This window comes from Burkholderia sp. MSMB1459WGS (assembly GCF_001534535.1).
GTDB lineage: Bacteria > Pseudomonadota > Gammaproteobacteria > Burkholderiales > Burkholderiaceae > Burkholderia.
Genome location: NZ_LPMU01000008.1, coordinates 1 through 20,337, shown reverse-complemented (window position 1 = coordinate 20,337; position 20,337 = coordinate 1). Strand labels below are relative to the sequence as shown.

Below are 20,337 nucleotides of genomic sequence, written 5' to 3'. Positions count from 1 at the left end.
GGTGATGCGTCGAATGAGGGCGGTTACGCTCCTGTTCCTGTCGGGCGTCCAGCGTCAATTCCACTGGGCCGGCTTCTTGCGCCCATAGAACGGATTGGGAATTTCCTTCAGGCAGGCGCGATCGGTCAGCTTGCGCTGCGTGTCGCGCTTCGAAAGGGTCACCTTCGGGTCCGGGCCGTCGACTCCGAAATCCATGTCGCCTTCCACCCGGCCGTCGGGGAAGAAGTGCAGCACAATGCCGCCGCTCTTGCCCTTGACGGGCGCGCGCGTGATCGTGATCTCGCCTTCACACCATGCCATCCCGGGTCGGGTTTCGCGATGCGTGTATTCGTCGTAATCGGGGGACGAGGCTTCCAATGCGCGCTTGTCGACCACACGCTCCCACCACACCTTGAACTTGCGAGGCGTGGTCCATCGAAAATCCCATGCGACGCTCGGCCTTTGCCCACCGCCGCCTGTCCAGTGTGTCGCGCTCCGCGGCGTGGCACTTGCCCCATCGGCGCTTGCCGCATCGTCGAGACTGTTCTTGTCCGGCGGCAGCAGATAGACGCCGTAGATGTCGTAATCCGTATAGTTGAAAGATCCGGCGGTGATGATGTCGTAGTTCGGGTCGTTCCATTTATTCACTTCGCCGGGCGCAAGACTGTCCTTTTCGGCATCGTTCACGCTCTTGCTACACGCAGCCACGGAAAAAACCATCACGAACAGCAAGGTGATCCGGCAGCGGTTCATATTGAATTTTCTTTTCTTCCAGTCGATTTCATTCGAGTCGCGTTGCGAAGGCGCCATCACGCGGCCGCTTCCCGCATCCGCCGCCAATCCTCCGCCGGCACCCGCGCCAGCGTCTCCGGAAATGCCTCCCCCTGCGCAGCCGCGTCGAACACGGCCGCCATCGCCGGATCCTCGTCGAAGCGCACGCCGTACCGCGGTTCGCAATAGATCAGCAGCGACGCCGCTTTCGGTGCCGTGCGCCCGGCAGTGTGCCAGTTGATCGCGCACGAAGCCGTCATGCTGCGTGGCCGGCAACGACGCGAGCATCGCGGGCTTGTCGGCACGCAGCCGCTCGAGCAACGTATACGGATAGCAGGCGGCGAGCAGATCGTCCTCTTGCGCGCTGCGTCATTTCCCGAATCCTTCACGAAAATCGGCAATAAATACAATAACTTGAGTGAGCCCGGACCGGCGCTCGAACGGCTCTCGCCGCCATGATCACGTCGCGTCGTCCGTCATACCGGCACGCGAGCGCGAAACCTGCAGGTTGGAGCGACGCCGGCGGAACCTCGCCACCCGCTTCGCCGTCTCAACGCGACCGGCTTCAGTCGCGCAGTCCCCTCCCGTCACCCTGCAGATATCGGAGCAGAACATGGCACATCGCACTCTAGGCACCTCCAGCATCCAGGTTTCGCCGCTCGCGTTCGGCGGCAACGTCTTCGGCTGGACCGTCGACGAAAACGCATCGTTCGCGTTGCTCGACGCGCTCGCCGACACCGGCATCAATTTCATCGACACGGCCGACGTCTATTCGGCCTGGGTTCCCGGCAATCACGGCGGCGAATCGGAAACGATCATCGGCAAGTGGCTGAAGCGCTCCGGCAAGCGCGAGCAGGTCGTGATCGCGACCAAGGTCGGCCTGCTCGACGCGCGCGCGGGACTGTCGAAAGACAACATCCTGAAGGCCGTCGACGATTCGCTGCGCCGCCTGCAAACCGACTATATCGACCTGTATTTCTCGCACCGCGATCTCGCCGACACGGCTCCGCTCGAAGAAACGCTCGGCGCATATCAGACGCTGATCGACGCGGGCAAGGTACGCATCATCGGCGCGTCGAACTACAGCGGCGCACGCCTGCGCGAGGCCGCCGCGATCAGCGCGCGCGACGGGCTGCCCGCCTACCAGGTCATCCAGCCCGAATACAACCTGCTCGACCGCGCCGACTACGAACGCGATCTCGAGCCGGTCGTGCGCGACCTGAAACTCGGCGTCGTCAACTACTACGCGCTCGCGAGCGGCTTCCTGTCGGGTAAGTACCGCAGCGAGGCCGACCTGAAGAAGAGCGTGCGCGGCGATCGCGTCGCCGGGTATCTGAACGAACGCGGCCTGCGCGTCCTCGCCGCGCTCGACGCCGTGTCTGAGAAGCACGGCACGCAGCCGGCCGCGATCGCGCTCGCGTGGCAGATCGCGCGGCCGACGATCACCGCGCCGATCGCGAGCGCGACGTCGCTCGCGCAGCTCGCGCTGCTCGGCGAAGCGATCCGCGTCACGCTCGATCAGGACGACATCCGCCGGATCGACGAAGCCAGCGCGCCCTGAAGTCCGTGGCGACGGCAGGCAGGCTGCCGTCGTCTTCGTCGAAGTCAACCGGCAGCGCTTCCCCCCCCGGCCGCGCGGACGTCTTGACTCGCACGGCCGCTTGCGTCGACCGCGCCGCCGAACCCTCGGAAAACCGGCATCAACCCGCGGCCGCACGCACCGCATCGCGCAGCGCCATCGGCGACGCGCCGTAGCGCTCGCGGATCGCGCGGCTGAAGTGCGCCTGGCTCGAAAACCCCCAGCGAAATGCGATCTCGCCGATGCGCGTCTTGCGCAGCCGCGCATCCGTCAGCTCGCGATGCGCGTGCGACAGCCGTTCCGACCAGATGTGCTGCGTGATCGACTCGCCTTCGGCCGCGAAGAGGCGGCCCAGATGCCGCAGCGACAGCCCGACCGCATCGGCGACGGCCTGCGGCGCAAGTTCCGGCTCGCCGAGATGCGTCGCGATGTACTGCTTCGCGGTCAGCAGATACGACAGCGACACGCGCGACGCGCCCGCACCGTTCACTTCGGCGTCGATGAGCTCCGCGATCAGCGTGCGCGTGTGCTCGGCGAACCGCGCGGCGTCGCGCTCGACCGGCGTCTTCATGAATCGCTCGACGCTCGCGCGCAACGTCGCGCCGAGCATCGCGCCCGCGCCCGGCTTCGGCGCGATCCGCAGCGGCAGCGCGGCGAGTTCCGCATCGAGCCGGTCATCGAATGTCGCGATCGGGATATCGATCAGCAGTTGCCGCATCGGCGTCAGGAATCCGAACAGATACGGCACGCGCGTGTCGTAGACGACGACATCGCCGGCTTCCGCCAGCAGGCATCGATCGCGCTGGATGAAATATGCGCGCCCGCTCACGATCTGGCACGCGAACAGCGACTCCTTCGGCAACTGGCGCACCAGCGCGGGGCTGCGCTCGATCACGTGATCCTGCCCGCTGATGTCGGCAATGCCGAGGCCCGGCAGCGCGATGTCGGTCTTCTCGACGTCGAGCCCGGCCGGGGACAGCGACGAGCAGCGCAGGCCGACCAGCGTCGCCGCGTTGAACGCATCCCAGTACGCCATCCTGTCGCGCGCCGGCACGTCTGCCGTCGAGCCTCGCGTGCGGGAAAAAACGGTCGAATTCGTCACGTCGCCTCCTGCTGGCGCCTGTCGTGCGCAGCGGCACGGATTGGGGGATGGTCCGTCTGGTTTTTGGTGCGATGCAATGTCCGGCGCGGTCAAGCAATTCGTCCAGCCCAGTCAAGAGCGGCGCGCACCGGCTGGCTAAAGTCGAGCCCACGACACCCATACACCAGGAGACACACCGTGGTCGACAAAGCCGTATCCGAATTCTGGCAAAACATCCCGGCGATTGCCAATCCGTTCAAGCCCGATGCGCTGCCCGAAGCCTACGTCCCGAACGCGGCCACCGACGATGAACGCTATTACGTTCCGTTCACCGAAACGGTTTCGTCGCGGCCGCTGTGGATCTCGCCGTCGCAGAACAAATGGTGCGACATCCTGATGGCGAAGGAAGCCGGGCTCGTGAACCGGCACTATCACCCGCACGAGGTGTTCGCGTACACGCTGTCGGGGAAATGGGGCTACCTCGAACACGAATGGACCGCGACGCGCGGTGATTTCGTGTACGAGACGCCGGGCGAAGGCCACACGCTCGTCGCGTTCGATCACCCCGAGCCGATGCGCGCGTTCTTCATCGTCAAGGGCCCGCTGATCTGGCTCGACGACGCCGGCAATCCCGACGGCTACTTCGACGTGCATTCGTACATCGCGATGTGCAAGGCGCATTACGAGAAGGTCGGCCTCGGCGCGCAAGCGATCGAGAAGCTGTTCCGCTGACGCGCAGCGAGGCTCGCGATGACTTCTCCTTCCCTCTTCCGGCCCGCATGGACGTACGAGAACAGGCTGCTGCTGATCCTGTTCATGACGTTCGGCTTCGTGTTCTTCGACCGCCTCGCGCTGTCGTTCCTGTTTCCGTTCATGTCGGCCGAGCTGCACCTGACGAACACGCAGCTCGGCATGGTGTCGTCCGCGCTGGCGCTCACGTGGGCGCTGTCGGGCGCCGCCACCGGCGCATGGTCCGACGCGCGCGGCACGCGCAAGCCACTGCTGATCGCGGCCGTGCTCGGCTTTTCCGTGTGCTCGGCGCTGTCGGGCCTCGTCGGCGGCTTCGCGAGCCTGATCGCGTTTCGCGCGCTGATGGGCATCGCCGAAGGCCCCGTGCTGCCGTTGTCACAATCGCTGATGGTCGAGAGTTCGACGCCGACTCGCCGCGGGCTGAACATGGGCCTGCTGCAAGGCTCGGCCGCCGGCCTGCTCGGCGCGATGATCGGCCCGCCAGTCGTGATCGGCATCGCCACCGCATACGGCTGGCGCGAGGCGTTCTACGTGTCGTGCATTCCGGGCTTCCTGATCGCGTTCTGCATCTGGCGCTGGGTGCGCGAAGTACCGCCGGGCGGCGTGCGCAACGCGCAGGCTGATATCGCCGCGGCACCGGCCGCCGGCGGCGCGGCGGTCAGCCGCTGGGCGCTGCTGAAGGAACGCAACATCCTGCTGTGCGTGCTGATCAGTTGCTTCTTCCTCACGTGGTTCGTCGTGATCATCTCGTTCGCGCCGGTGTTCCTCGTGGAAAGCCGCCGTCTGTCGCCTTCCGACATGGGCGTCGTGATGACCTGCCTCGGCGCCGCGTGGGTGTTCTGGGGCTTCGCGGTGCCGGCAATCTCCGACCGGATCGGCCGCAAGCCGACGATGATCGTGTTCGCGCTGATCGCGGCCGTGTGCCCCGTCGTGCTGATCCACGTCGGCTCGGTCTGGGCGCTCGGCGCGCTCGTGTTCGTCACGTACACGGGCCTCGGCTGCTTCACGCTGTTCATGGCGACGATCCCGGCCGAAACGGTGCCGCCGCACGCAATTGCGAGCGCGCTCGGGTTGATCATGGGCGCCGGCGAGCTGATCGGCGGCTTCGTCGCGCCCACCGTCGCCGGCTTCGCGGCGGACAGATACGGCCTGCAGTTCGCGATGTGGACGTCGTCCGCCGGCGCGATCCTCGCGTGCGTGCTGTCGTTCGGACTCGTCGAAACCGCGCCGGCCGTGCTGCGCAAGCGCGCGCTCGCAGGCGCCGCCGCCGGCCGCCTCGATGCGCAGAACCTCGGAGGACGCTGACATGCGCGCACTTCAATGGCATGGCCCGCGCGACGTCCGTCTCGTGGAAATCGACACGCCGCGCGTCGGCCCCGGCGACGTGCGCATCGCGGTCGCGTATTGCGGCATCTGCGGCAGCGACCTGCACGAATATGCGGACGGCCCGCACGCGATTCCGGTCGACGCGCCGCATCCGCTGTCGCGCCGCACCGCGCCGCTGACGCTCGGCCACGAGTTCTGCGGCACCGTCGTCGAAATCGGCGAAGGCGTGACGACGCTGCGCACGGGCGACCGCGTCGCGGTCGAGCCCGAGTATCGCTGCAGCCAGTGCGCGTATTGCCGCTCGGGTTCGTACAACCTGTGCGTGTCGATGGGCTTTGCCGGACTGATGGGCGACGGCGGGATGGCCGACTTCGCGGTCGTGCCGGGCTACATGCTGCACCGCCTGCCCGACGGCGTGAGCCTCGAACAGGCCGCGGTGATGGAGCCGGCCGCCGTGGCGCTGCACGCGCTGCGACGCGGCGAGCTGCGCCTCGGCGAGACCTGCGCGGTGTTCGGGCTCGGGCCGATCGGCCTGCTGCTGATCATGCTCGCGAAGCTGCAGGGCGCGACGACGATCGTCGCCGTCGACGTGTCGCCCGAACGGCTCGCGGCCGCCACCCGCTTCGGTGCGACGCACGCGTTCGATGCGCGCGGACTCGATGCGTCCGCGTTGCAGGACGCGATTCGCGCGGCCACGGGCGGGCTCGGCGTCGATACGAGTTTCGAATCGGCCGGCTTGCAGGCCACGTTCGAATCGGCGATGCGAGCACTGCGCAAGGGCGGTCGCGTCGTGATGGTCGGCCTGATGCCGCACGCGGGTTTCGACGCGTTTCGCGCGGTCAACGACGAGCTGACCTTCACCGCGAGCGTCGGCTATCGGCATGCGTACGAAGACCTCCTGCGCATCGTCGCGTCGGGCGCGCTCGACCTCACGTCGATCGTCACGCGCACCGTCTCGCTCGAGAATGCCGTCGCCGACGGCTTCGACGCACTGCTCGCCGACCGCACACAGATCAAGATCCTCGTTTCACCCGCGCAGCGGCCGGCCCGTCGCGCCTCCACCACCGGGAGTGTCGAGCATGAATCGTCAGTGGGCGTTTGACGGGCAGTCGGTCGTCGTGACGGGCGGCACATCGGGCATCGGCGCACGCACCGCGCTGCGCTTCGCCCAGGCCGGTGCATCGGTCGTCGCGCTGGGGCTCGACGCGGCCGGCCCGCATGCGCCCGTGCATGCCGGCATCCGCTGCGTCGAACTCGACGTGGCCGACGGCGCCGCCCTGACGCGCACGATCGCCGCGCTGCCGCTGCTCGACGTGCTCGTCAATGGCGTCGGCATCAGCCGCCACGCGGACGAGTACCGGTTGGACCAGTTCGAGCACGTGCTGAACGTGAACCTGACGTCGGTCATGCGCGCATCCGACGCCGCGCGGCCCGCGCTGGCGGCGAACGGCGGCAGCATCGTCAATATCGCGTCGATGTACACGTACTTCGGCAGCAAGGACCGGCCCGCATACAGCGCGAGCAAGGGCGGCATCGCGCAACTCACGCGCTCGCTCGCGCAAGCGTGGGCCGATCGCGGCATCCGCGTGAACGCGGTCGCACCCGGCTGGATCGACACGCCGCTCAGCAGCGCTCTGATGGCCGACACGCAGGCGTCGCGCCGCATCCTCGAGCGCACGCCGCTCGGGCGCTGGGGCACGGCCGACGAAGTCGCGGAAGTCATCCTGTTCCTGTGCTCGCCCGCCGCGTCGTTCGTCACCGGCGCGATCGTACCGGTGGACGGCGGGTATTCGACGGTCTAGCGCGCCCGCGCGCGGCGCATCGGCGGATCGAAGCAACCTGCCGATGCACGTTGCGCGACGCTCTTCGACTGTCGCCGAACCGGGTCGCTCGGTTCGGTTTTCTTCATATCAATCAGTAGTCCGACAAAAAATGTCCGACTCGATCGGACCATGTGAGGAGCACTCTGGAGATGACGAAAAAGACCTTTCTGGCACTCGCGGCCTGCACGCTTCCGTCCGCCGCGCTCGCCCAGAGCAGCGTGACGATGTTTGGGCTGATGGATGCCGGCATCAGCTACGTCGGCAATCAAGGCGGCCACGGCGCCGCGAAATTCGACGACAACATCTTCTTTCCGAACCTGCTCGGCTTCGAAGGCAAGGAGGATCTCGGCGCGGGCACGCGTGCGATCTTCCGGCTCGTCAACCAGTATTCGCTCGGCAACGGCTCGATCATCGGCGGCGGGCTGTTCGCGCGCACGGCCTATGTCGGGTTGCAGAACGACCGATACGGCACGCTGACGCTCGGCAACCAGTACGAGTTCATGGTCGATTCGCTGGCTGCCGGCGGCAACGAGATCGCGCAGGACCTCGTCGGCCTGTACGGTTTTCGCAACGGGCCGTTCGACCGGCTCGCGCTGCCGAACAACCCGACCGGCGCATTCGACTGGGACCGCGTCGCCGGCAGCAATCGCGTCGCGAATTCGGTCAAGTACACGAGCCCGTCGCTGTCGGGCCTGACCTTCGGCGCGCTGTACGGCTTCGGCAACATCGCGGGACCGATCGGCGCGAACAACACGGTCAGCGCGGGCGCCAGCTACGACAACGGCCCGTTCGGCGCGGGCGCCGCCTATACGAACCAGAAATACGGCGCGGCCGACGGCCTGCCGCCCACCAGCGTGCGCAACTGGGGCGCGGGCGTGCACTACACGGTCGGCACGGTCACCGGGAAGGCGCTCTTTACGACCGTGCACAACGCGCAGAATGGCGCAGGCGCGTGGTCGGCGGAAGCCGGCGCCACGTGGCGGCCATCGCCGGTATGGGTGATCGGCGCGAGCTACACGTACATGAAAGGCAACGACACGCTCGACAACGCGCACGCGCACCAGTTGCTCGCTGCCGTGCAGTACTGGCTGTCCAAGCGCACGATGGTGTACGTCGCGGGCGTGCATCAACGCGCAAGCCGCGGCAGCCACGCGCAGATCAACGGCGTGATGGACGCGAACGGCGCGTCGAGCGGCGCATTGCAGTCGATCGCGCGGATCGGATTCAGTACGCGGTTCTGATCCGGCGCGGGCTGCCGGCGTTCCGGCATCCGGCGCGGCCCGGGACGAATGCGCGCCGCCAGTTCGGCCGCTGCGTTCGTCCGTTGTCCTTCACGTTTCACTCGGCGATCGAAGGCCGCGGGGCCGGAAGCCGATGCCATGACGGCGGCCGCTCCCGAACTAATCGCCGGCACGCTCTGCCGCATCGACCTCCTTGGCGAAGGCGAGCAGCAGCTCGCCGAGCCGACCCGGTTGCTCCTGCTGAATCCAGTGCCCGGCGCCGTCGATCAGCTCGATGCGACTCATTCTCGTCGTCGCCTTCGTCCTCATCAATTCGAGCGCGCCCGGTGCCGAATAGGTACCCCAATCGCTCTTTCCGCCAATAAAGAGCGATGGGACATCGATCGTCTTGCCCGAAAACAGGCGCAACTCGGCGTTCAGATCAGGATCGGAAAAGACGCGATAAGCCTGCAGGGCGCCTTGAAATCCCGTACGGCCATACTCCGCCGTGTACACCGCGAGTTCCGGTTCGGTAAGCCATTTGCAGGCCCGGACCTCGGCGGCGGACGGCTGGAATGGCGCGACGGTCTGGGGCATCGTCTTGCCGAGATCCATGACGTAATAGGTGGGCATTCGTGCAAGCTCCGTGGCGGTCCGCGCCTTCAACGGATACGGCTGGTTTCCCGGCCAGTCCGCGCTCTTGACATGGAAGAACGCACGAAGAAAGGCGTGCAGGCCTTGAGGCGGGTGCCACATGTCGTCGTTCGCCTGCCGTGTGCTCAAGTATTGCTGGTAATACTCCCTCGGCGGGTCGAGCGATGCCAGCGCGGCCGCCAACTTCTGGTTCTCGGTGTTCGGATGAGCCGACGGTGCGTCGCTTTGCGCGGTGTTGAACGGAAGGGCCGGCGGACCGGGGAACGGTGCGCTCATCAGCACGACCGACGGAAAGACGTCCGGTCGCGCCAGCGCGCAATAGGCCGCGACCGGCGAGCCGAGGTCGTGCCCGACGAGCATCGTCGTGCGCCGATATCCCAACGCCGAAACCAGTCCGAGGGCATCGCGCGTCATATTCAGGAGACCGAATGGCTCCAGTAGGGCGTCATAGTCGTTCACCCAACCGGTGGTGCGCCCGAAACCCCGCTGATCGGGCGCAACGACGTGATATCCGGCGTCAGCCAGGATCGGGAGAAGGTGTCGCCAACCGTAAGCCAAATCCGGAAAGCCGTGCAGAAGCAGCGCGAGCGGCCGGCCGGGACTTTCGTAACCGGCCTCGAGAATATGGACATCGAGGCCGTTGACCCCATGGATCATGCGTGAGCGAACCCCGCCGGGAAGCGTTCCTTCGCCATATGTCGACGTGGCCAAATCAGTTCCTCCCTGAGGGGTTGCGCGGGCCGGTCGAAGTAACGCCGCAACCAGGCCGGCCGCGCCCATCGCCAACATCGCTCGTCGGGATGCCGATGGCTTGATCGAGTTACGGGACATCGGTCATCTCCGATATATGGCGATCACCATACTATGGTGATCGCCATAGCGGCGTCAAGCGGAACGTGGTAGGTTGTCGGCATGACACGCAAGACTGACGCGCGCGCTCGCGCCATTGCCACGGCCGAGCGACTATTCCGCATCCAGGGCTACACTGCGACCGGCTTGACCCAGATACTCGAAGAAAGCGGCGCGCCTAAAGGGTCGTTCTACTTTCATTTCCCGCGGGGCAAGGCGCAACTCGCAGAAGAAGCAATCGATAATTATGTTGCGAAGCGAATGGCTGTATTACGGGATATCTCGGCGAGTACGGCGGGCAATGCGCTGAATTTCGTTCATCGAATTTTCAGCGCGTTCGCGGCCGAAATGGTCGCCTCCGATTTCCAGTATGGATGTCTGATGCAGAATCTCGCGAACGAGCTGCCCGCGCTCGACGCCGAGCTGACCCAACGCGTGGCGCGTGGATTTGCCGAATCGACCGCGATTATTGCCGAGCATTTCAGGGGGTGCGGTTTCACTCCCGCGCGCGCATCCTCCGCCGCGGCCGCATTGGTGGCCGCCCTCGAAGGCGCACGAACGATCGCCCGTCTGGAACGCACGCCGGCTGTATTCGAAGCGCTGGCAGAGGTCAGCGTCCAAAGGTGGGCCGCTCCGGAGCGGTGATCCGGTCCGATGCTCGTTGCCGGACCACCACGATCGGTTTGCTTCGGCCCGAGCAGGAACACGTCGCACATTCTCTCGACTGCGTGCATTCGGGGCGCACCGAGGCAGCCGGACAACTTGAATGCATGGAGAGTGGGCATGCAGAAGCAACCGAACAAGGCCAAGCAGGTCGGCCCGCCAGCGACCTCGAGGCTGAGCCGGTCGTTCGGCACCGCCGATTTTGTCGACGCATTTTCGGTGGATTTGCCGGCGACTGCCTGCAACGACGCAGAATCTCTCGCTCGATACGTCTTCGCAGGACAACCCCAATGGATCGCCATGCTGCAGGGAATTCGCGACATTGCCGTCCGGCCGTTCGGCCTTAAAACGACGATCGATCTGAAAGCCGCGAAGGACGACCGGCTCGGTATTTTCCGCGTGTTCGAACGGCATGAAGACGAGATCATTCTGGGCGAGGACGACGCCCATCTCGATTTCCGCGTGTCGATTCTCGTGCAACCTGCCGCCGAGGATCGGCCCCGGCAACTGATACTTACTACGCTCGTCTTCTACAATCGTCTGCTGGGCCGCGCCTATCTCGGCGTGATCGCGCCTTTCCATCGCCTGGTCGTGCGAGCCTCGCTCGATCAGGCACAGAAGCTCGGATGGCCCGGCCGGTAGCGGCGAAAACGAGGCATCGCCGTCCGTTTCCACCGGATCGACACACGCTCGCTCGCCGCCGCCGGCACGCGCCCGTGTCCGATGCCCATGTGCGTGGCCGCCTTTCGCCACCGCACGAAAGCATCGGCAATACCAACCAGGAAAAATCGCCTTTCAGCCGAGCGCCAGGACGTCATGAACACCGTCGACCAGATGATCGCCGCCAGGGACGCGCATCCGCACCGAAACGCAGGCGTTTTGGCAGACGTACGGCTGAAGCGCATTGCGGGGGTAAGGTGGCGCGCGTGGCTGCTGGCGCTGTCGATCGTCGCCAGTTGCGCTCCCGTGTCAGCGAGCAGTGCGGACATGCAATTCAGCGGACCCGACATCCCGCTGGAGCAGGCGATCGAGGCCGACGATCCCGCCGCCGTCGCGCGCGCGATCGCCGGCGGGGCGTCGGTCAATGCGCGCGGCGCCCGCAACGTCACGCCGCTCGAATTCGCCGTCGCCACCCATCGCAAGAAGGCCGCCGCAGCGCTGATCGCGCACCATGCCGATCCGAACCTGCGCGATGCCGACGGGGACAGCGCGGTTTCGCTCGCGGCCAATGCCTATCGGCGCGATCCGTCGCTGCTCGCGATGGTGCTCGATGGCGGCGGCAATCCCAATGCGGTGCGCCCGGATGGCGATCCGGTGATCGTACGTTTCCTCAACGATCGCAACCTCGACGCGATCACCTATCTGCACGCGCGCGGCGCTGATATCGATGCAGAGGTCGACGGACAGCCGATGGTGGTGGATGCTGCGTGGGGCGCGGACTGGGATGTCGTATGGCGGCTGATCGAGCTCGGCGCCCGTACCGATACGCCCAAGGCAGCGGCCGGCCTGGTCGAGACATTCAGGATCCCGGGCGCCACCTTGCCCGACAGCCCGGTCTATCCTTTCAAGGTGAAGGTATGGGTGCATCTGAAGGCCCAGGGCCTCGATCCCGCGCCGCCGGCGGGAATGGTGCGTCCATGACGGTCGGTGAACGGCCATCTCGGCGCGCTCCGCGTTGGCGCAGAGCATGCCGATATCGCCAGGTTCGCTACATCAAGTCGATGGCGGCAGAATCGCCCGAGGCGGCGATCACCTCGAGCTGCCATTCGGCGGAGGGCCTGGCGATGCGGCCGGAGCGGTCGAGCCCTTCCATCAGCGCCCACCAGTTCGGATCGTCCTGTCCGAACTCGACGCACGTGCCGTCGTCGAAGCGCAGCATCAGGACAACGATGTCGCCCACGAAGATGTCGCGCAGTTCGGCCCGCACGCCGACGAGCGCAGCGAAGGGCAGCCGCTTTTCCGTGCCGTTTGGGGAAACCAGCCGCACGCCGTCGGTCTCGATGTACCTGGCTGGCTCATGGCGGCGGGCGAAGCGGGTCAGTCGTGCGTTGATTCGATCAATCCAGCCCATCTTCGGATCCATGTGTCGCTGACCATATCTGACGCCGCCGTAGCGGCCGGTGCTCACCCCGACATTTTACGGTTCGCGGTCCGAGCGATGTCTCGCTGCATCAAAGGTTTTTGCTCCGAAGCCAGGCGCGGATCGCTTCGATGTGGCGGGCCTTGCATTCCAGCGGTAACCAATGCCCGGCCGGCATCGTCGTCACGGTCAGGTCCGCGCATGCCGCACGCATGGGGTCGCCCTGGCGATTTCCGGTGATGCTGCAAATCTGATCGAATTCGCCGTTGACGAACAGCACCGGCTGCGACAGACGGCCGCCATCCGGCGCGCTGCGTGCGTAAGCGAGGTTGGCCTCATCGTTCAGATACCACGCGCAGGCGGGACGGAAGCCATGCGTATCGAACGACGCTACCAGCGCTTCAAAGTCCGCCGGCGGCCACAGAGCCGGATCGGGGGGAGTCGGCGGCGCACGATGCGCGGCACCGAAACGCCCTCCATTGCGCGTGACGCCCGCATTCGGCGACACCTTGCCGATGCAGTCAGGGTCGCCCGGTCGAAAAATCGATGCCAGCGATGCTGTCCGGTCCGCATCCAGGTCGGCCACCGCCGCGTCGAAATGCGTCGTGTAGTAGCGGTAGTAGTCCCACTGGCCATCGGGATACGCGTCGACAGGATAAATCGTCCTGTCGATCAGTGGAACGACGGTGCTCAACGCGTGCCCGTCGGGTTGATATGCCAGCGACGTCAGCACGACGCCACGGCTGCGCTCGCGCTCATGTGCGGACAACTCGGCGGCCACGACGCTACCCCAGTCGTGCCCCACCCAGATCGCGGGCTCGCCGCCGAGATGATCGTGGAGTTCGGTCATGTCCGTCACAACGGCCTCGATGGTATAGGCGTCATTGGCTTCAGGCGCAAAAGAGCCGCCGTAGCCGCGCAGGTCCGGCGCGACGCAGTGCCAGCCGTCGGCGGCAAAGGCTTCCATCTGGGCGCGCCACATCAAGCTCAAGCTCGGCCAGCCGTGCAGAAAAAATATCGGCGGCCCGTCGGCCGGCCCGCTCTCGAGATAGTGCGTCGGCCGACCCGTCATGTCGAGCGTGCGCGATACCAGCGAGTGTCGAGATGTCTCCGTCATGATCCGAGGCTCCGGTTGATTTCAGCGGTTTGCCGAAGGTGAAAGGGCTGCCGTTCGCCGAGCTACTTGCGATCGATCATCAGCGCCACCCCAACCAACGCGATGCCGCCGGCAATCAGCTTCACGCGCGTCAACGGCTCGTGCAGCAAGAGCGCCGAGAAACCCAGCGCGATCACCGGCGCCGCATAGTTGAAGGTGTTGGCGAGCGTCGTCGAGACCTGGGCGTTGAGCGTCAGGAACACGGCGTAACCGATCAGCGTGCTCGCCACGACGAGAAACGCGAGTGCAGCCCATGCCGCCGGCGATACGCGCGCAAGGTACGTCGTCGCAGCGATCCCCGACACGGCGACGATCGCGCCGAGCACCGCACCGGCCGATATCAGCTGTATCGCCAGGCCGATGACGGGATCGCGAGGCAACGCCAGTCGCGGCGCAAGCAGCGACCCGGCTGCCCACGCGGCCGTCCCGGCAAGCGCAAGTGCGGCGCCCATCGGCCGGAAGTCGCCGCCGGTAGCAGAAGTCCAGCCCATCAGCGCGAGACCGGCAAAGCCGATGGCGACCCCGGCGACCTGACGGCCGCTCAGCGGCCGATGAAACACCGCCCATGCGAACAACGCCAGAAAGAGCGGCGAAGACGAGCCGAATATCGCGGCCACCCCTGCCGGCAGAAAATGCGTGCCCCAGATCGCGAGCGCCTGACTGGCCACCAGCATGGTGACGCCGATCAACGCCGCACCACCCGTCTCGCGGACCGACGCAGGCGAACGGCGCCAGCGAGCCAGCGCGAAAGGCAGAACGACCAGCGCCGCAAGCGAGAAGCGCAATGTCGCCACCATCAGCGGATGCAACGCGTTCCCGGCGACCTTGAAAGCCAGGAAATTGGCTCCGTTGTAGAACCATTGATAGCCAACGGCGAGAGCGACCCAGCCGCGACGTGCGCTCCAACTGGCATGGGTCGTGGTTGCGGCCGTCACGGGCTGCCCTTCTGCCTGCCGAATGCGGCGATCGTCGCGTCCTTGCTGCGGAGGCACGGGCTCCTGAAATGCTCGATATAAGGGGCTGCCATGGGACTGTTTCCGTCGATGACCTCGTATGCGATTGCTTCAATGCTAGCGAGCGCTTCGTTATCCCGATAATGTGGAGTTTCTATCGCCGTTATCCATCTATTGAATAACGGCGTTACGCCTGCTTTACTGCTGCAATGGATCGAGCCGGAACTCACGGAGGCGCCAGTGGACTCCCGTCTTATCGAGTACTTCTTGCGTGTGGCCGAACTCGGCAGTATCAACAAGGCCGCCATCGACTTGCGGCTCTCCCAGCCGGCGCTGTCGCGCCACATCGCGCTGCTCGAGCATCAACTTCGCGCGAAGCTTTTTACGCGAACGCGGGGCGGCGTTCAGCCGACCGAGGCCGGCATGCTGCTGGTGGAGCGAGCAAGACCCATTCTTCGTCAGTTGACCTCCTTGGTCGAGCAGGTCGGCGACTGCGCCGCGGGCCAGTTGGCGATAGGCGTTGCGCCGTCCTGGCGCAACCTCTTCACATCGAACTTCGTGGCGCGGCTGGTCGCCGACTATCCGCGCGTGAGGCTTCGTGTTCACGAGGGCGTGAGCCACGAGCTGCGCGATGTCATGCATTCCGGCATGCTGGACCTCGCTATCGTGCCGTTCGAAGCGTCGCCGCCGCAGGGCTATGTCCATACACCACTCGTTCGTGAGCCCCTCGTTCTCGTGAGCGCCAGGGACACCGGCTTGAGGCCCGACAAGGCGGTGCCGCTGTCGCGTCTCGGCGATCGCAAACTCGCGCTGGCGGGAAAACAGAACGTCATCCGCTCGACCATCGAGCACGCGATGCTCCGTCGCAACGTCGAACTCGACATCCTGTTCGAACTCGATGCGATGCATCTCTCGATGGAACTCGCCCGGCGCGGCATCGCCGACACCGTCACGCCATGTTGCGCGGTCAGCGGCAATGCGTTCTGGGAAGAGTCGATCTCGTGGAGTCCGATCCGGGGCGCCTACATCACCTGGGCGCTCTGTGAAAATACGGCGCGCTCGCATTCGCAAGCGGTGCTCGAAGGGAAACGGATGATCGTCGGAATGGTCGGCGAAATCGTCGACAGCCGAACCTGGCACGGTGCCGAGCGCCTGAACGCGAATATCGACCCGCTGTCTGTGGAAAGGAGCGGTTGAGTCCGCAAGCACGCTGCCGGCGCGTGTGAGCAGCGTCCACGGGAAGCCGCGGATCGCTCCGTACCGCGCACATGGCCATCGCATCGAGCCCGTGTCGTCCGTTTGCAAGCGTTCGAGGCGCGCGCCTCGGCGCTACCGCTACGTCGCCAAGCCCGTCACGTTGGGCGGATCGCCCTCCTTCTCACCCGTACGCTTGCATCGCGGTATAGCGCGTGGCCGTAACTGGCTTCGAATCGACTTCGGAGCCGTTTGGATATTGAGGCCCTACGACCCGCCAATCGACACCGCCCACACCCCATCCCGCCCCAATAATTCCCCTTGACGCTCTATCTTTCGATATATATCTTTAGATATGTTTTACGACATATAGGACACGATCATGCGACACAACCACTTCCGCGGCCATGCCCGATGCGACGGTCATGGTGCGCATGCCCGCCCCGACTGGTTCGCCGGTCTCTGGTACGCGATCGGCCGCCACCGTCGCGGCCACGATGCGTTCGGTGGCGGCCCGTTCGGCGGCCGGGGCGGGCGCGGCGGCTTTGGCGATTTCGGCGACGACGGCATGCCGCGCGGCCGCCAGTTCAGCTCCGACGATCTCCAGCTGCTGCTGCTCGCGCTGGTGGCCGAGCAGCCGAGCCACGGCTACGAACTGATCAAGGCGCTCGACACGCGCTCGAACGGCTTTTACAGCCCGAGCCCCGGCATGGTGTATCCGGCGCTCACGTATCTCGAGGAAGTCGGCTTCGTCGCGTCGCAAGCGGAAGGCAACCGCAAGCGCTATGCGCTGACCGACGCAGGCCGCGCGCATCTCGACGCGCAGCGCGAGCGCGTCGACACACTGTTCGCGCGCCTCACGCACCTCGCTCGCAAGATGGAATTCATGCGCCGCGCGTTCGCCGGCGAATCGGCGGGCAGCGAAGCGCAGGACGAGTCGCAGGCCGGCTGGCTGCCGGAATTCGTCGAGGCGCGTCTCGCCCTCAAGCGCGCGCTGCTGCACAAGAGCGCCGCCGATGCCGACGAACAGCGCCGCATCGCGGCCATCATGCGCCGCGCGACGGCCGAAATCGAAGGCGGCGGCGCGTGATCCGCGCCGCCCCGCCACCACTCAAGGAGAACGGATCGATGCAGAACACGTCCGAGCGCACCGTCACCCGCGTGCGCCACACACTCAAGTTCCGCCTGCTGCAGGTGCTGCGCGTGCATACCGTGACGCCGCATCTGCTGCGCGTCACGCTCGGCGGCCCCGACCTCGCCGATTTCGAATCCGCGTCGTTCCACGATCACGTGAAGGTCTTTTTCCCGCCGCCGGGCGCGGAGCGGCCCGCGCTGCCGACGCTCGGCGCGAACGGCCCCGAGTTTCCGGAAGGCGAACCCAAGCCGGTCGCGCGCGACTTCACGCCGCGCCGCTTCGACCGCGCCGCCTGCGAACTCGATCTGGAATTCGTGTTGAACCATCCGGGCCCTGCCTCGCAATGGGCCGCACAGGCACGCGTCGGCCAATGGCTCGGCATCGGCGGCCCGCGCGGTTCGTTCGTCGTCCCGACCGATTTCGACTGGCATCTGCTCATCGGCGACGATACGGCGCTGCCGGCCGTCGCGCGGCGTCTCGAGGAATTGCCGGCCGGTGCGCGCGCGGCGGTCGTGCTGGAAGTCGCGGATCGCACCGCGCAAATCTCGTTCGATACGCGCGCCGACGTGCATGAAATCTGGCGCTTTCGCGCCGAAGCCGACGCGGCGAACGGCGACGCGCTGCTGAACGCTGTGCGCGACCTGCCGCTGCCGTCGTCTGGCGACGGCTACGTATGGGCGGCCGGCGAAGCGCTGTCGATGCGCGCGGTGCGTCAGCACCTGACGGGCGAACGCGGCGTCGACAAGTCGCGCATCCGCGCGGCGGCCTACTGGAAGCGCGGCGCGGTGGCCGTGCACGAAACGCTGGAAGACTGACCGGAGGATGGGCGCCCGGATGCCGGGCCGCTGAAACAATCGTGGCGCCGGCGCAGCGGCGGGCTTGGCATCGGCATCGCGGCTGGTATATATGTACGTGTGCGACGCCGCTGTCGGGCGACAGCCGCCGCAGCCCGCCAAGGAGCGCCCGGTCATGACAAAAGAAAGCCACGCTTCGCCTTTCCTTCGCCACCTGAAGATCGCCGGTTATTGCGGCCTCGCCGCAGTCGTTCTCGCGCTGTTCGTCGCGATGTGCGCGATCCTGACGGAAAGCGCCCGCGACCGCGATGCCGCGCGACATCCGGCCGATACGCCCGAACTGCACGATGCGGGCGGCGGCCCGTCCGCCTCGGCCGAATCGGCCCGCACCGCCGGCTCGTCCGGCTGACGGCGCCCTGCCGCTTCCTTCCGCTTACGGCGCCTGCCGGCGCCCCATCACGGCCGCCTGCACCGAATCGCCGAGCCGTTCGAGCAGCGCGGTCGCGCGTTGCCCGTACAGGTGCGCGGCCAGCGCGCCCGCCGTGCCGACCAGCACGCCGCCCGCCATGTCGAACGGCCAGTGCACGCCCGCATAGACGCGCCCCCATGCAATCGCGACGGCCATCGCGGCCATCACCAAACCGGTGACCCGCGTCGTGCCGCCGAGCAGCAGCCCGACCGCCATGCTCCACGCGAACGTCATGTGATCGCTCGGAAACGAGCTGTCCGGCGCGTGCGGAATCAGCTGCGTGCCGACGCCGGCCATGAACGGGCGCGGCGAGAACCACACATGCCCGAGCACCTGCGCGAGCACGAGCGCCACGCACACGCCCACGCCGGTTTCGATCGCCTGGCGCCGCGCGGCGCGCGCGCCGACGATCCAGGTCAGCAGCAGCATCGCAGGCAGCGCATAGACGAGCCAGTCGGCGGCGAAGATCGCGAGGCGGGCAACGCCCGGGTGCGGTGCACCCCCGGCATTGACGGCGGAAAAGAGGGCGAGATTGAGGTTCTGCATGAATCCGGTTGCGTGGCGCGTAAAAGATCGGCCGGTTGCCCGGCCGGATGCGAACGAATGCTAGGGCGCGGCCGCTTAAGCGGTGCTTAATGCGACAGTCGCCGAACAAGGCCGTGCGGCGAACGCACTTAGAGCCCGCACTGCAACACAAGTTCACACAATTGTCATATTGCCGCGCGAACGTCCCCGTAAAAGCTCACCACACCTCCCGTAAAGGCTCACCTTTTTCACATGACGGCGTCACCGACACGTGCCACCATCGCCCGGCCGGCGTGCCACTAGGTCGTTTGCATCGTTCATCTCAATATTTACGCGTCGAATTATTCGAAATCGGCAACAATTAATTCCAGATGCGGCATCGCACAACGGCAACGCACAGGCATACGATTACGACCACTCATCCACGAAGCGATCAACAACAAGGAGTCCGCATGAAACCCAGCGATGTCCGATCGAAAGCGTTTGCGATGCCGTTGACCAGCCCTGCGTTCCCGATGGGCCCGTACCGTTTCGTCGATCGTGAGTTTCTGATCATCACGTACCGCACCGATCCGGACCGTCTCCGCGAAATCGTCCCCGAGCCGCTGCAGGTCACCGAGCCGCTCGTGCATTACGAATTCATCCGCATGGCCGATTCGACCGGCTTCGGCGATTACACCGAAAGCGGCCAGGTGATCCCCGTCGAATACAACGGCCAGCCGGGCGGCTATACGCTGGCGATGTATCTCGACGATCACCCGCCGATCGCCGGCGGCCGCGAGCTGTGGGGCTTCCCGAAGAAGCTCGCGTCGCCCACGCTGCACGTGAACACCGATCACATCCTGGGCACGCTCGACTACGGCAAGGTGCGCGTCGCGACCGGCACGATGGGCTACAAGCACAAGGAGCTCGACATCGACGAGCAGACGAAACGGCTCGCCGGCCCCAATTTCCTGCTGAAGATCATCCCGCACGTCGACGGCACCGCGCGCGTCTGCGAACTGGTGCGCTATTACATGCAGGACATCAAGATGAAGGGCGCGTGGACGGGCCCCGCATCGCTCGAGCTGGCGCCGCACGCGCTCGCGCCGGTGGCCGATCTGCCCGTGCTCGAGATCGTCGAAGCGCGCCACCTCGTCGCGGATTTGACGCTGGGCCTCGGCGAAGTCGTCTACGATTACCTGGCCCAGTAACCCGTCCGCAGTCCTTCTCCCTGTCAATCCTTTCACTACGGGAATTCGAACATGAGCAACCTGAATGGCAAGACCGCAGTCGTCACGGGCGCCGCGAGCGGCATCGGCAAGGAAATCGCGCTGGAGCTGGCCAAGGCAGGCGC

The 20,337-nt window shown here is 66.0% G+C and carries 22 protein-coding genes; 15 read left to right on the top strand and 7 right to left on the bottom strand.

The genetic code is table 11. From position 1 onward, the window contains the following. Nucleotides 1-54 precede the first annotated feature (54 nt). Nucleotides 55-1,071 (bottom strand): DUF3304 domain-containing protein, encoded by a 1,017-nt coding sequence (locus WT97_RS03570; protein ID WP_257128445.1) that lies wholly within the window; start codon nt 1,069-1,071, stop codon nt 55-57. Nucleotides 1,072-1,363: 292 nt separating this feature from the next. On the opposite strand from WT97_RS03570, the gene WT97_RS03560 reads away from it, so the two are divergent. Continuing rightward, complete coding sequence (locus WT97_RS03560) at nt 1,364-2,311, top strand: aldo/keto reductase (protein ID WP_060352855.1); 948 nt, start codon at nt 1,364-1,366, stop codon at nt 2,309-2,311. A gap of 139 nt (nt 2,312-2,450) precedes the next feature. Here the strand turns inward: WT97_RS03560 and WT97_RS03555 are convergent, their stop codons facing one another. Next, a complete protein-coding gene (locus tag WT97_RS03555) occupies nt 2,451-3,431 on the bottom strand; it encodes a helix-turn-helix domain-containing protein (protein WP_060352854.1) in 981 nt (326 codons plus the stop codon). Between the two features lie 177 nt (nt 3,432-3,608). On the opposite strand from WT97_RS03555, the gene WT97_RS03550 reads away from it, so the two are divergent. The 5 genes from WT97_RS03550 to WT97_RS03530 all read left to right on the top strand — a co-directional run bounded on the left by WT97_RS03550 (nt 3,609) and on the right by WT97_RS03530 (nt 8,550). Continuing rightward, the gene (locus WT97_RS03550; RefSeq protein ID WP_060032458.1) at nt 3,609-4,142 is read left to right on the top strand and encodes a 2,4'-dihydroxyacetophenone dioxygenase family protein; all 534 of its coding nucleotides are present in this window, start codon (nt 3,609-3,611) and stop codon (nt 4,140-4,142) included. A gap of 18 nt (nt 4,143-4,160) precedes the next feature. After that, nucleotides 4,161-5,465: an MFS transporter gene (locus tag WT97_RS03545; RefSeq protein ID WP_060352853.1), complete on the top strand. Its 1,305-nt coding sequence runs from the start codon at nt 4,161-4,163 to the stop codon at nt 5,463-5,465. Between the two features lies 1 nt (nt 5,466). After that, on the top strand, nt 5,467-6,588 hold the full coding sequence (locus tag WT97_RS03540) for a 2,3-butanediol dehydrogenase (RefSeq protein ID WP_060352852.1): 1,122 nt from the start codon (nt 5,467-5,469) through the stop codon (nt 6,586-6,588). Further along, nucleotides 6,566-7,288 carry an SDR family NAD(P)-dependent oxidoreductase gene (locus tag WT97_RS03535; RefSeq protein ID WP_059503534.1) on the top strand — a complete coding sequence of 241 codons (723 nt, stop codon included), beginning with the start codon at nt 6,566-6,568 and terminating at the stop codon, nt 7,286-7,288. Before WT97_RS03540 ends, WT97_RS03535 begins: the two co-directional genes overlap by 23 nt. Before the next feature lie 170 nt (nt 7,289-7,458). Beyond that, nucleotides 7,459-8,550, top strand: coding sequence for a porin (locus WT97_RS03530; protein ID WP_060352851.1), 1,092 nt, complete (start codon nt 7,459-7,461; stop codon nt 8,548-8,550). 159 nt (nt 8,551-8,709) lie between these two features. Here WT97_RS03530 and WT97_RS03525 read toward each other — a convergent pair whose 3' ends face one another. Continuing rightward, nucleotides 8,710-9,840: an alpha/beta fold hydrolase gene (locus WT97_RS03525; RefSeq protein ID WP_060352850.1), complete on the bottom strand. Its 1,131-nt coding sequence runs from the start codon at nt 9,838-9,840 to the stop codon at nt 8,710-8,712. A gap of 255 nt (nt 9,841-10,095) precedes the next feature. Here WT97_RS03525 and WT97_RS03520 point away from each other — a divergent pair, with 255 nt between their 5' ends. The 3 genes from WT97_RS03520 to WT97_RS03510 all read left to right on the top strand — a co-directional run bounded on the left by WT97_RS03520 (nt 10,096) and on the right by WT97_RS03510 (nt 12,336). Beyond that, a complete protein-coding gene (locus WT97_RS03520) occupies nt 10,096-10,677 on the top strand; it encodes a TetR/AcrR family transcriptional regulator (protein WP_059503528.1) in 582 nt (193 codons plus the stop codon). Nucleotides 10,678-10,815: 138 nt separating this feature from the next. Continuing rightward, nucleotides 10,816-11,337, top strand: a complete 522-nt coding sequence (locus WT97_RS03515) for a DUF2867 domain-containing protein (RefSeq protein WP_060352849.1) — start codon at nt 10,816-10,818, stop codon at nt 11,335-11,337. 174 nt (nt 11,338-11,511) lie between these two features. Further along, nucleotides 11,512-12,336, top strand: a complete 825-nt coding sequence (locus WT97_RS03510) for an ankyrin repeat domain-containing protein (RefSeq protein ID WP_060352848.1) — start codon at nt 11,512-11,514, stop codon at nt 12,334-12,336. A 67-nt stretch (nt 12,337-12,403) separates the two neighbouring features. Here the strand turns inward: WT97_RS03510 and WT97_RS03505 are convergent, their stop codons facing one another. From WT97_RS03505 to WT97_RS03495, 3 genes are all read right to left on the bottom strand, one after another. Beyond that, a complete protein-coding gene (locus tag WT97_RS03505) occupies nt 12,404-12,778 on the bottom strand; it encodes a hypothetical protein (protein WP_156440199.1) in 375 nt (124 codons plus the stop codon). Between the two features lie 88 nt (nt 12,779-12,866). Next, the gene (locus WT97_RS03500; RefSeq protein ID WP_060352846.1) at nt 12,867-13,892 is read right to left on the bottom strand and encodes an alpha/beta fold hydrolase; all 1,026 of its coding nucleotides are present in this window, start codon (nt 13,890-13,892) and stop codon (nt 12,867-12,869) included. A gap of 62 nt (nt 13,893-13,954) precedes the next feature. Next, nucleotides 13,955-14,866 (bottom strand): DMT family transporter, encoded by a 912-nt coding sequence (locus WT97_RS03495; RefSeq protein WP_156440198.1) that lies wholly within the window; start codon nt 14,864-14,866, stop codon nt 13,955-13,957. Nucleotides 14,867-15,124: 258 nt separating this feature from the next. On the opposite strand from WT97_RS03495, the gene WT97_RS03490 reads away from it, so the two are divergent. From WT97_RS03490 to WT97_RS03475, 4 genes are all read left to right on the top strand, one after another. Continuing rightward, a complete protein-coding gene (locus WT97_RS03490; RefSeq protein WP_060353063.1) occupies nt 15,125-16,081 on the top strand; it encodes a LysR substrate-binding domain-containing protein in 957 nt (318 codons plus the stop codon). A 379-nt stretch (nt 16,082-16,460) separates the two neighbouring features. Next, nucleotides 16,461-17,168 (top strand): PadR family transcriptional regulator, encoded by a 708-nt coding sequence (locus tag WT97_RS03485; RefSeq protein WP_060032433.1) that lies wholly within the window; start codon nt 16,461-16,463, stop codon nt 17,166-17,168. A gap of 38 nt (nt 17,169-17,206) precedes the next feature. After that, nucleotides 17,207-18,028, top strand: coding sequence for a siderophore-interacting protein (locus WT97_RS03480; protein ID WP_060353062.1), 822 nt, complete (start codon nt 17,207-17,209; stop codon nt 18,026-18,028). A gap of 154 nt (nt 18,029-18,182) precedes the next feature. Further along, on the top strand, nt 18,183-18,416 hold the full coding sequence (locus WT97_RS03475; RefSeq protein WP_034205794.1) for a hypothetical protein: 234 nt from the start codon (nt 18,183-18,185) through the stop codon (nt 18,414-18,416). Nucleotides 18,417-18,440: 24 nt separating this feature from the next. Here the strand turns inward: WT97_RS03475 and WT97_RS03470 are convergent, their stop codons facing one another. Continuing rightward, nucleotides 18,441-19,022: an undecaprenyl-diphosphatase gene (locus tag WT97_RS03470; RefSeq protein ID WP_060352844.1), complete on the bottom strand. Its 582-nt coding sequence runs from the start codon at nt 19,020-19,022 to the stop codon at nt 18,441-18,443. Nucleotides 19,023-19,453: 431 nt separating this feature from the next. Between WT97_RS03470 and WT97_RS03465 the strand changes: the two genes are divergently transcribed. After that, nucleotides 19,454-20,194: an acetoacetate decarboxylase gene (locus WT97_RS03465; RefSeq protein ID WP_009687317.1), complete on the top strand. Its 741-nt coding sequence runs from the start codon at nt 19,454-19,456 to the stop codon at nt 20,192-20,194. A gap of 51 nt (nt 20,195-20,245) precedes the next feature. After that, nucleotides 20,246-20,337: SDR family NAD(P)-dependent oxidoreductase (locus tag WT97_RS33960; protein ID WP_124488979.1), on the top strand; the 92-nt coding region annotated here is incomplete at its 3' end.

Excerpts from the sequence above, each read along its gene's own strand:
- WT97_RS03560 (WP_060352855.1), top strand. The coding sequence starts at position 1,364 with ATGGCACATCGCACTCTAGGCACCTCCAGCATCCAGGTTTCGCCGCTC.
- WT97_RS03545 (WP_060352853.1), top strand. The coding sequence starts at position 4,161 with ATGACTTCTCCTTCCCTCTTCCGGCCCGCATGGACGTACGAGAACAGG.
- WT97_RS03540 (WP_060352852.1), top strand. The coding sequence starts at position 5,467 with ATGCGCGCACTTCAATGGCATGGCCCGCGCGACGTCCGTCTCGTGGAA.
- WT97_RS03535 (WP_059503534.1), top strand. The coding sequence starts at position 6,566 with ATGAATCGTCAGTGGGCGTTTGACGGGCAGTCGGTCGTCGTGACGGGC.
- WT97_RS03530 (WP_060352851.1), top strand. The coding sequence starts at position 7,459 with ATGACGAAAAAGACCTTTCTGGCACTCGCGGCCTGCACGCTTCCGTCC.
- WT97_RS03525 (WP_060352850.1), bottom strand. The coding sequence starts at position 9,840 with ATGATCCATGGGGTCAACGGCCTCGATGTCCATATTCTCGAGGCCGGT.
- WT97_RS03520 (WP_059503528.1), top strand. The coding sequence starts at position 10,096 with ATGACACGCAAGACTGACGCGCGCGCTCGCGCCATTGCCACGGCCGAG.
- WT97_RS03515 (WP_060352849.1), top strand. The coding sequence starts at position 10,816 with ATGCAGAAGCAACCGAACAAGGCCAAGCAGGTCGGCCCGCCAGCGACC.
- WT97_RS03510 (WP_060352848.1), top strand. The coding sequence starts at position 11,512 with ATGAACACCGTCGACCAGATGATCGCCGCCAGGGACGCGCATCCGCAC.
- WT97_RS03505 (WP_156440199.1), bottom strand. The coding sequence starts at position 12,778 with ATGGATCCGAAGATGGGCTGGATTGATCGAATCAACGCACGACTGACC.
- WT97_RS03500 (WP_060352846.1), bottom strand. The coding sequence starts at position 13,892 with ATGACGGAGACATCTCGACACTCGCTGGTATCGCGCACGCTCGACATG.
- WT97_RS03485 (WP_060032433.1), top strand. The coding sequence starts at position 16,461 with ATGCGACACAACCACTTCCGCGGCCATGCCCGATGCGACGGTCATGGT.
- WT97_RS03480 (WP_060353062.1), top strand. The coding sequence starts at position 17,207 with ATGCAGAACACGTCCGAGCGCACCGTCACCCGCGTGCGCCACACACTC.
- WT97_RS03475 (WP_034205794.1), top strand. The coding sequence starts at position 18,183 with ATGACAAAAGAAAGCCACGCTTCGCCTTTCCTTCGCCACCTGAAGATC.
- WT97_RS03470 (WP_060352844.1), bottom strand. The coding sequence starts at position 19,022 with ATGCAGAACCTCAATCTCGCCCTCTTTTCCGCCGTCAATGCCGGGGGT.
- WT97_RS03465 (WP_009687317.1), top strand. The coding sequence starts at position 19,454 with ATGAAACCCAGCGATGTCCGATCGAAAGCGTTTGCGATGCCGTTGACC.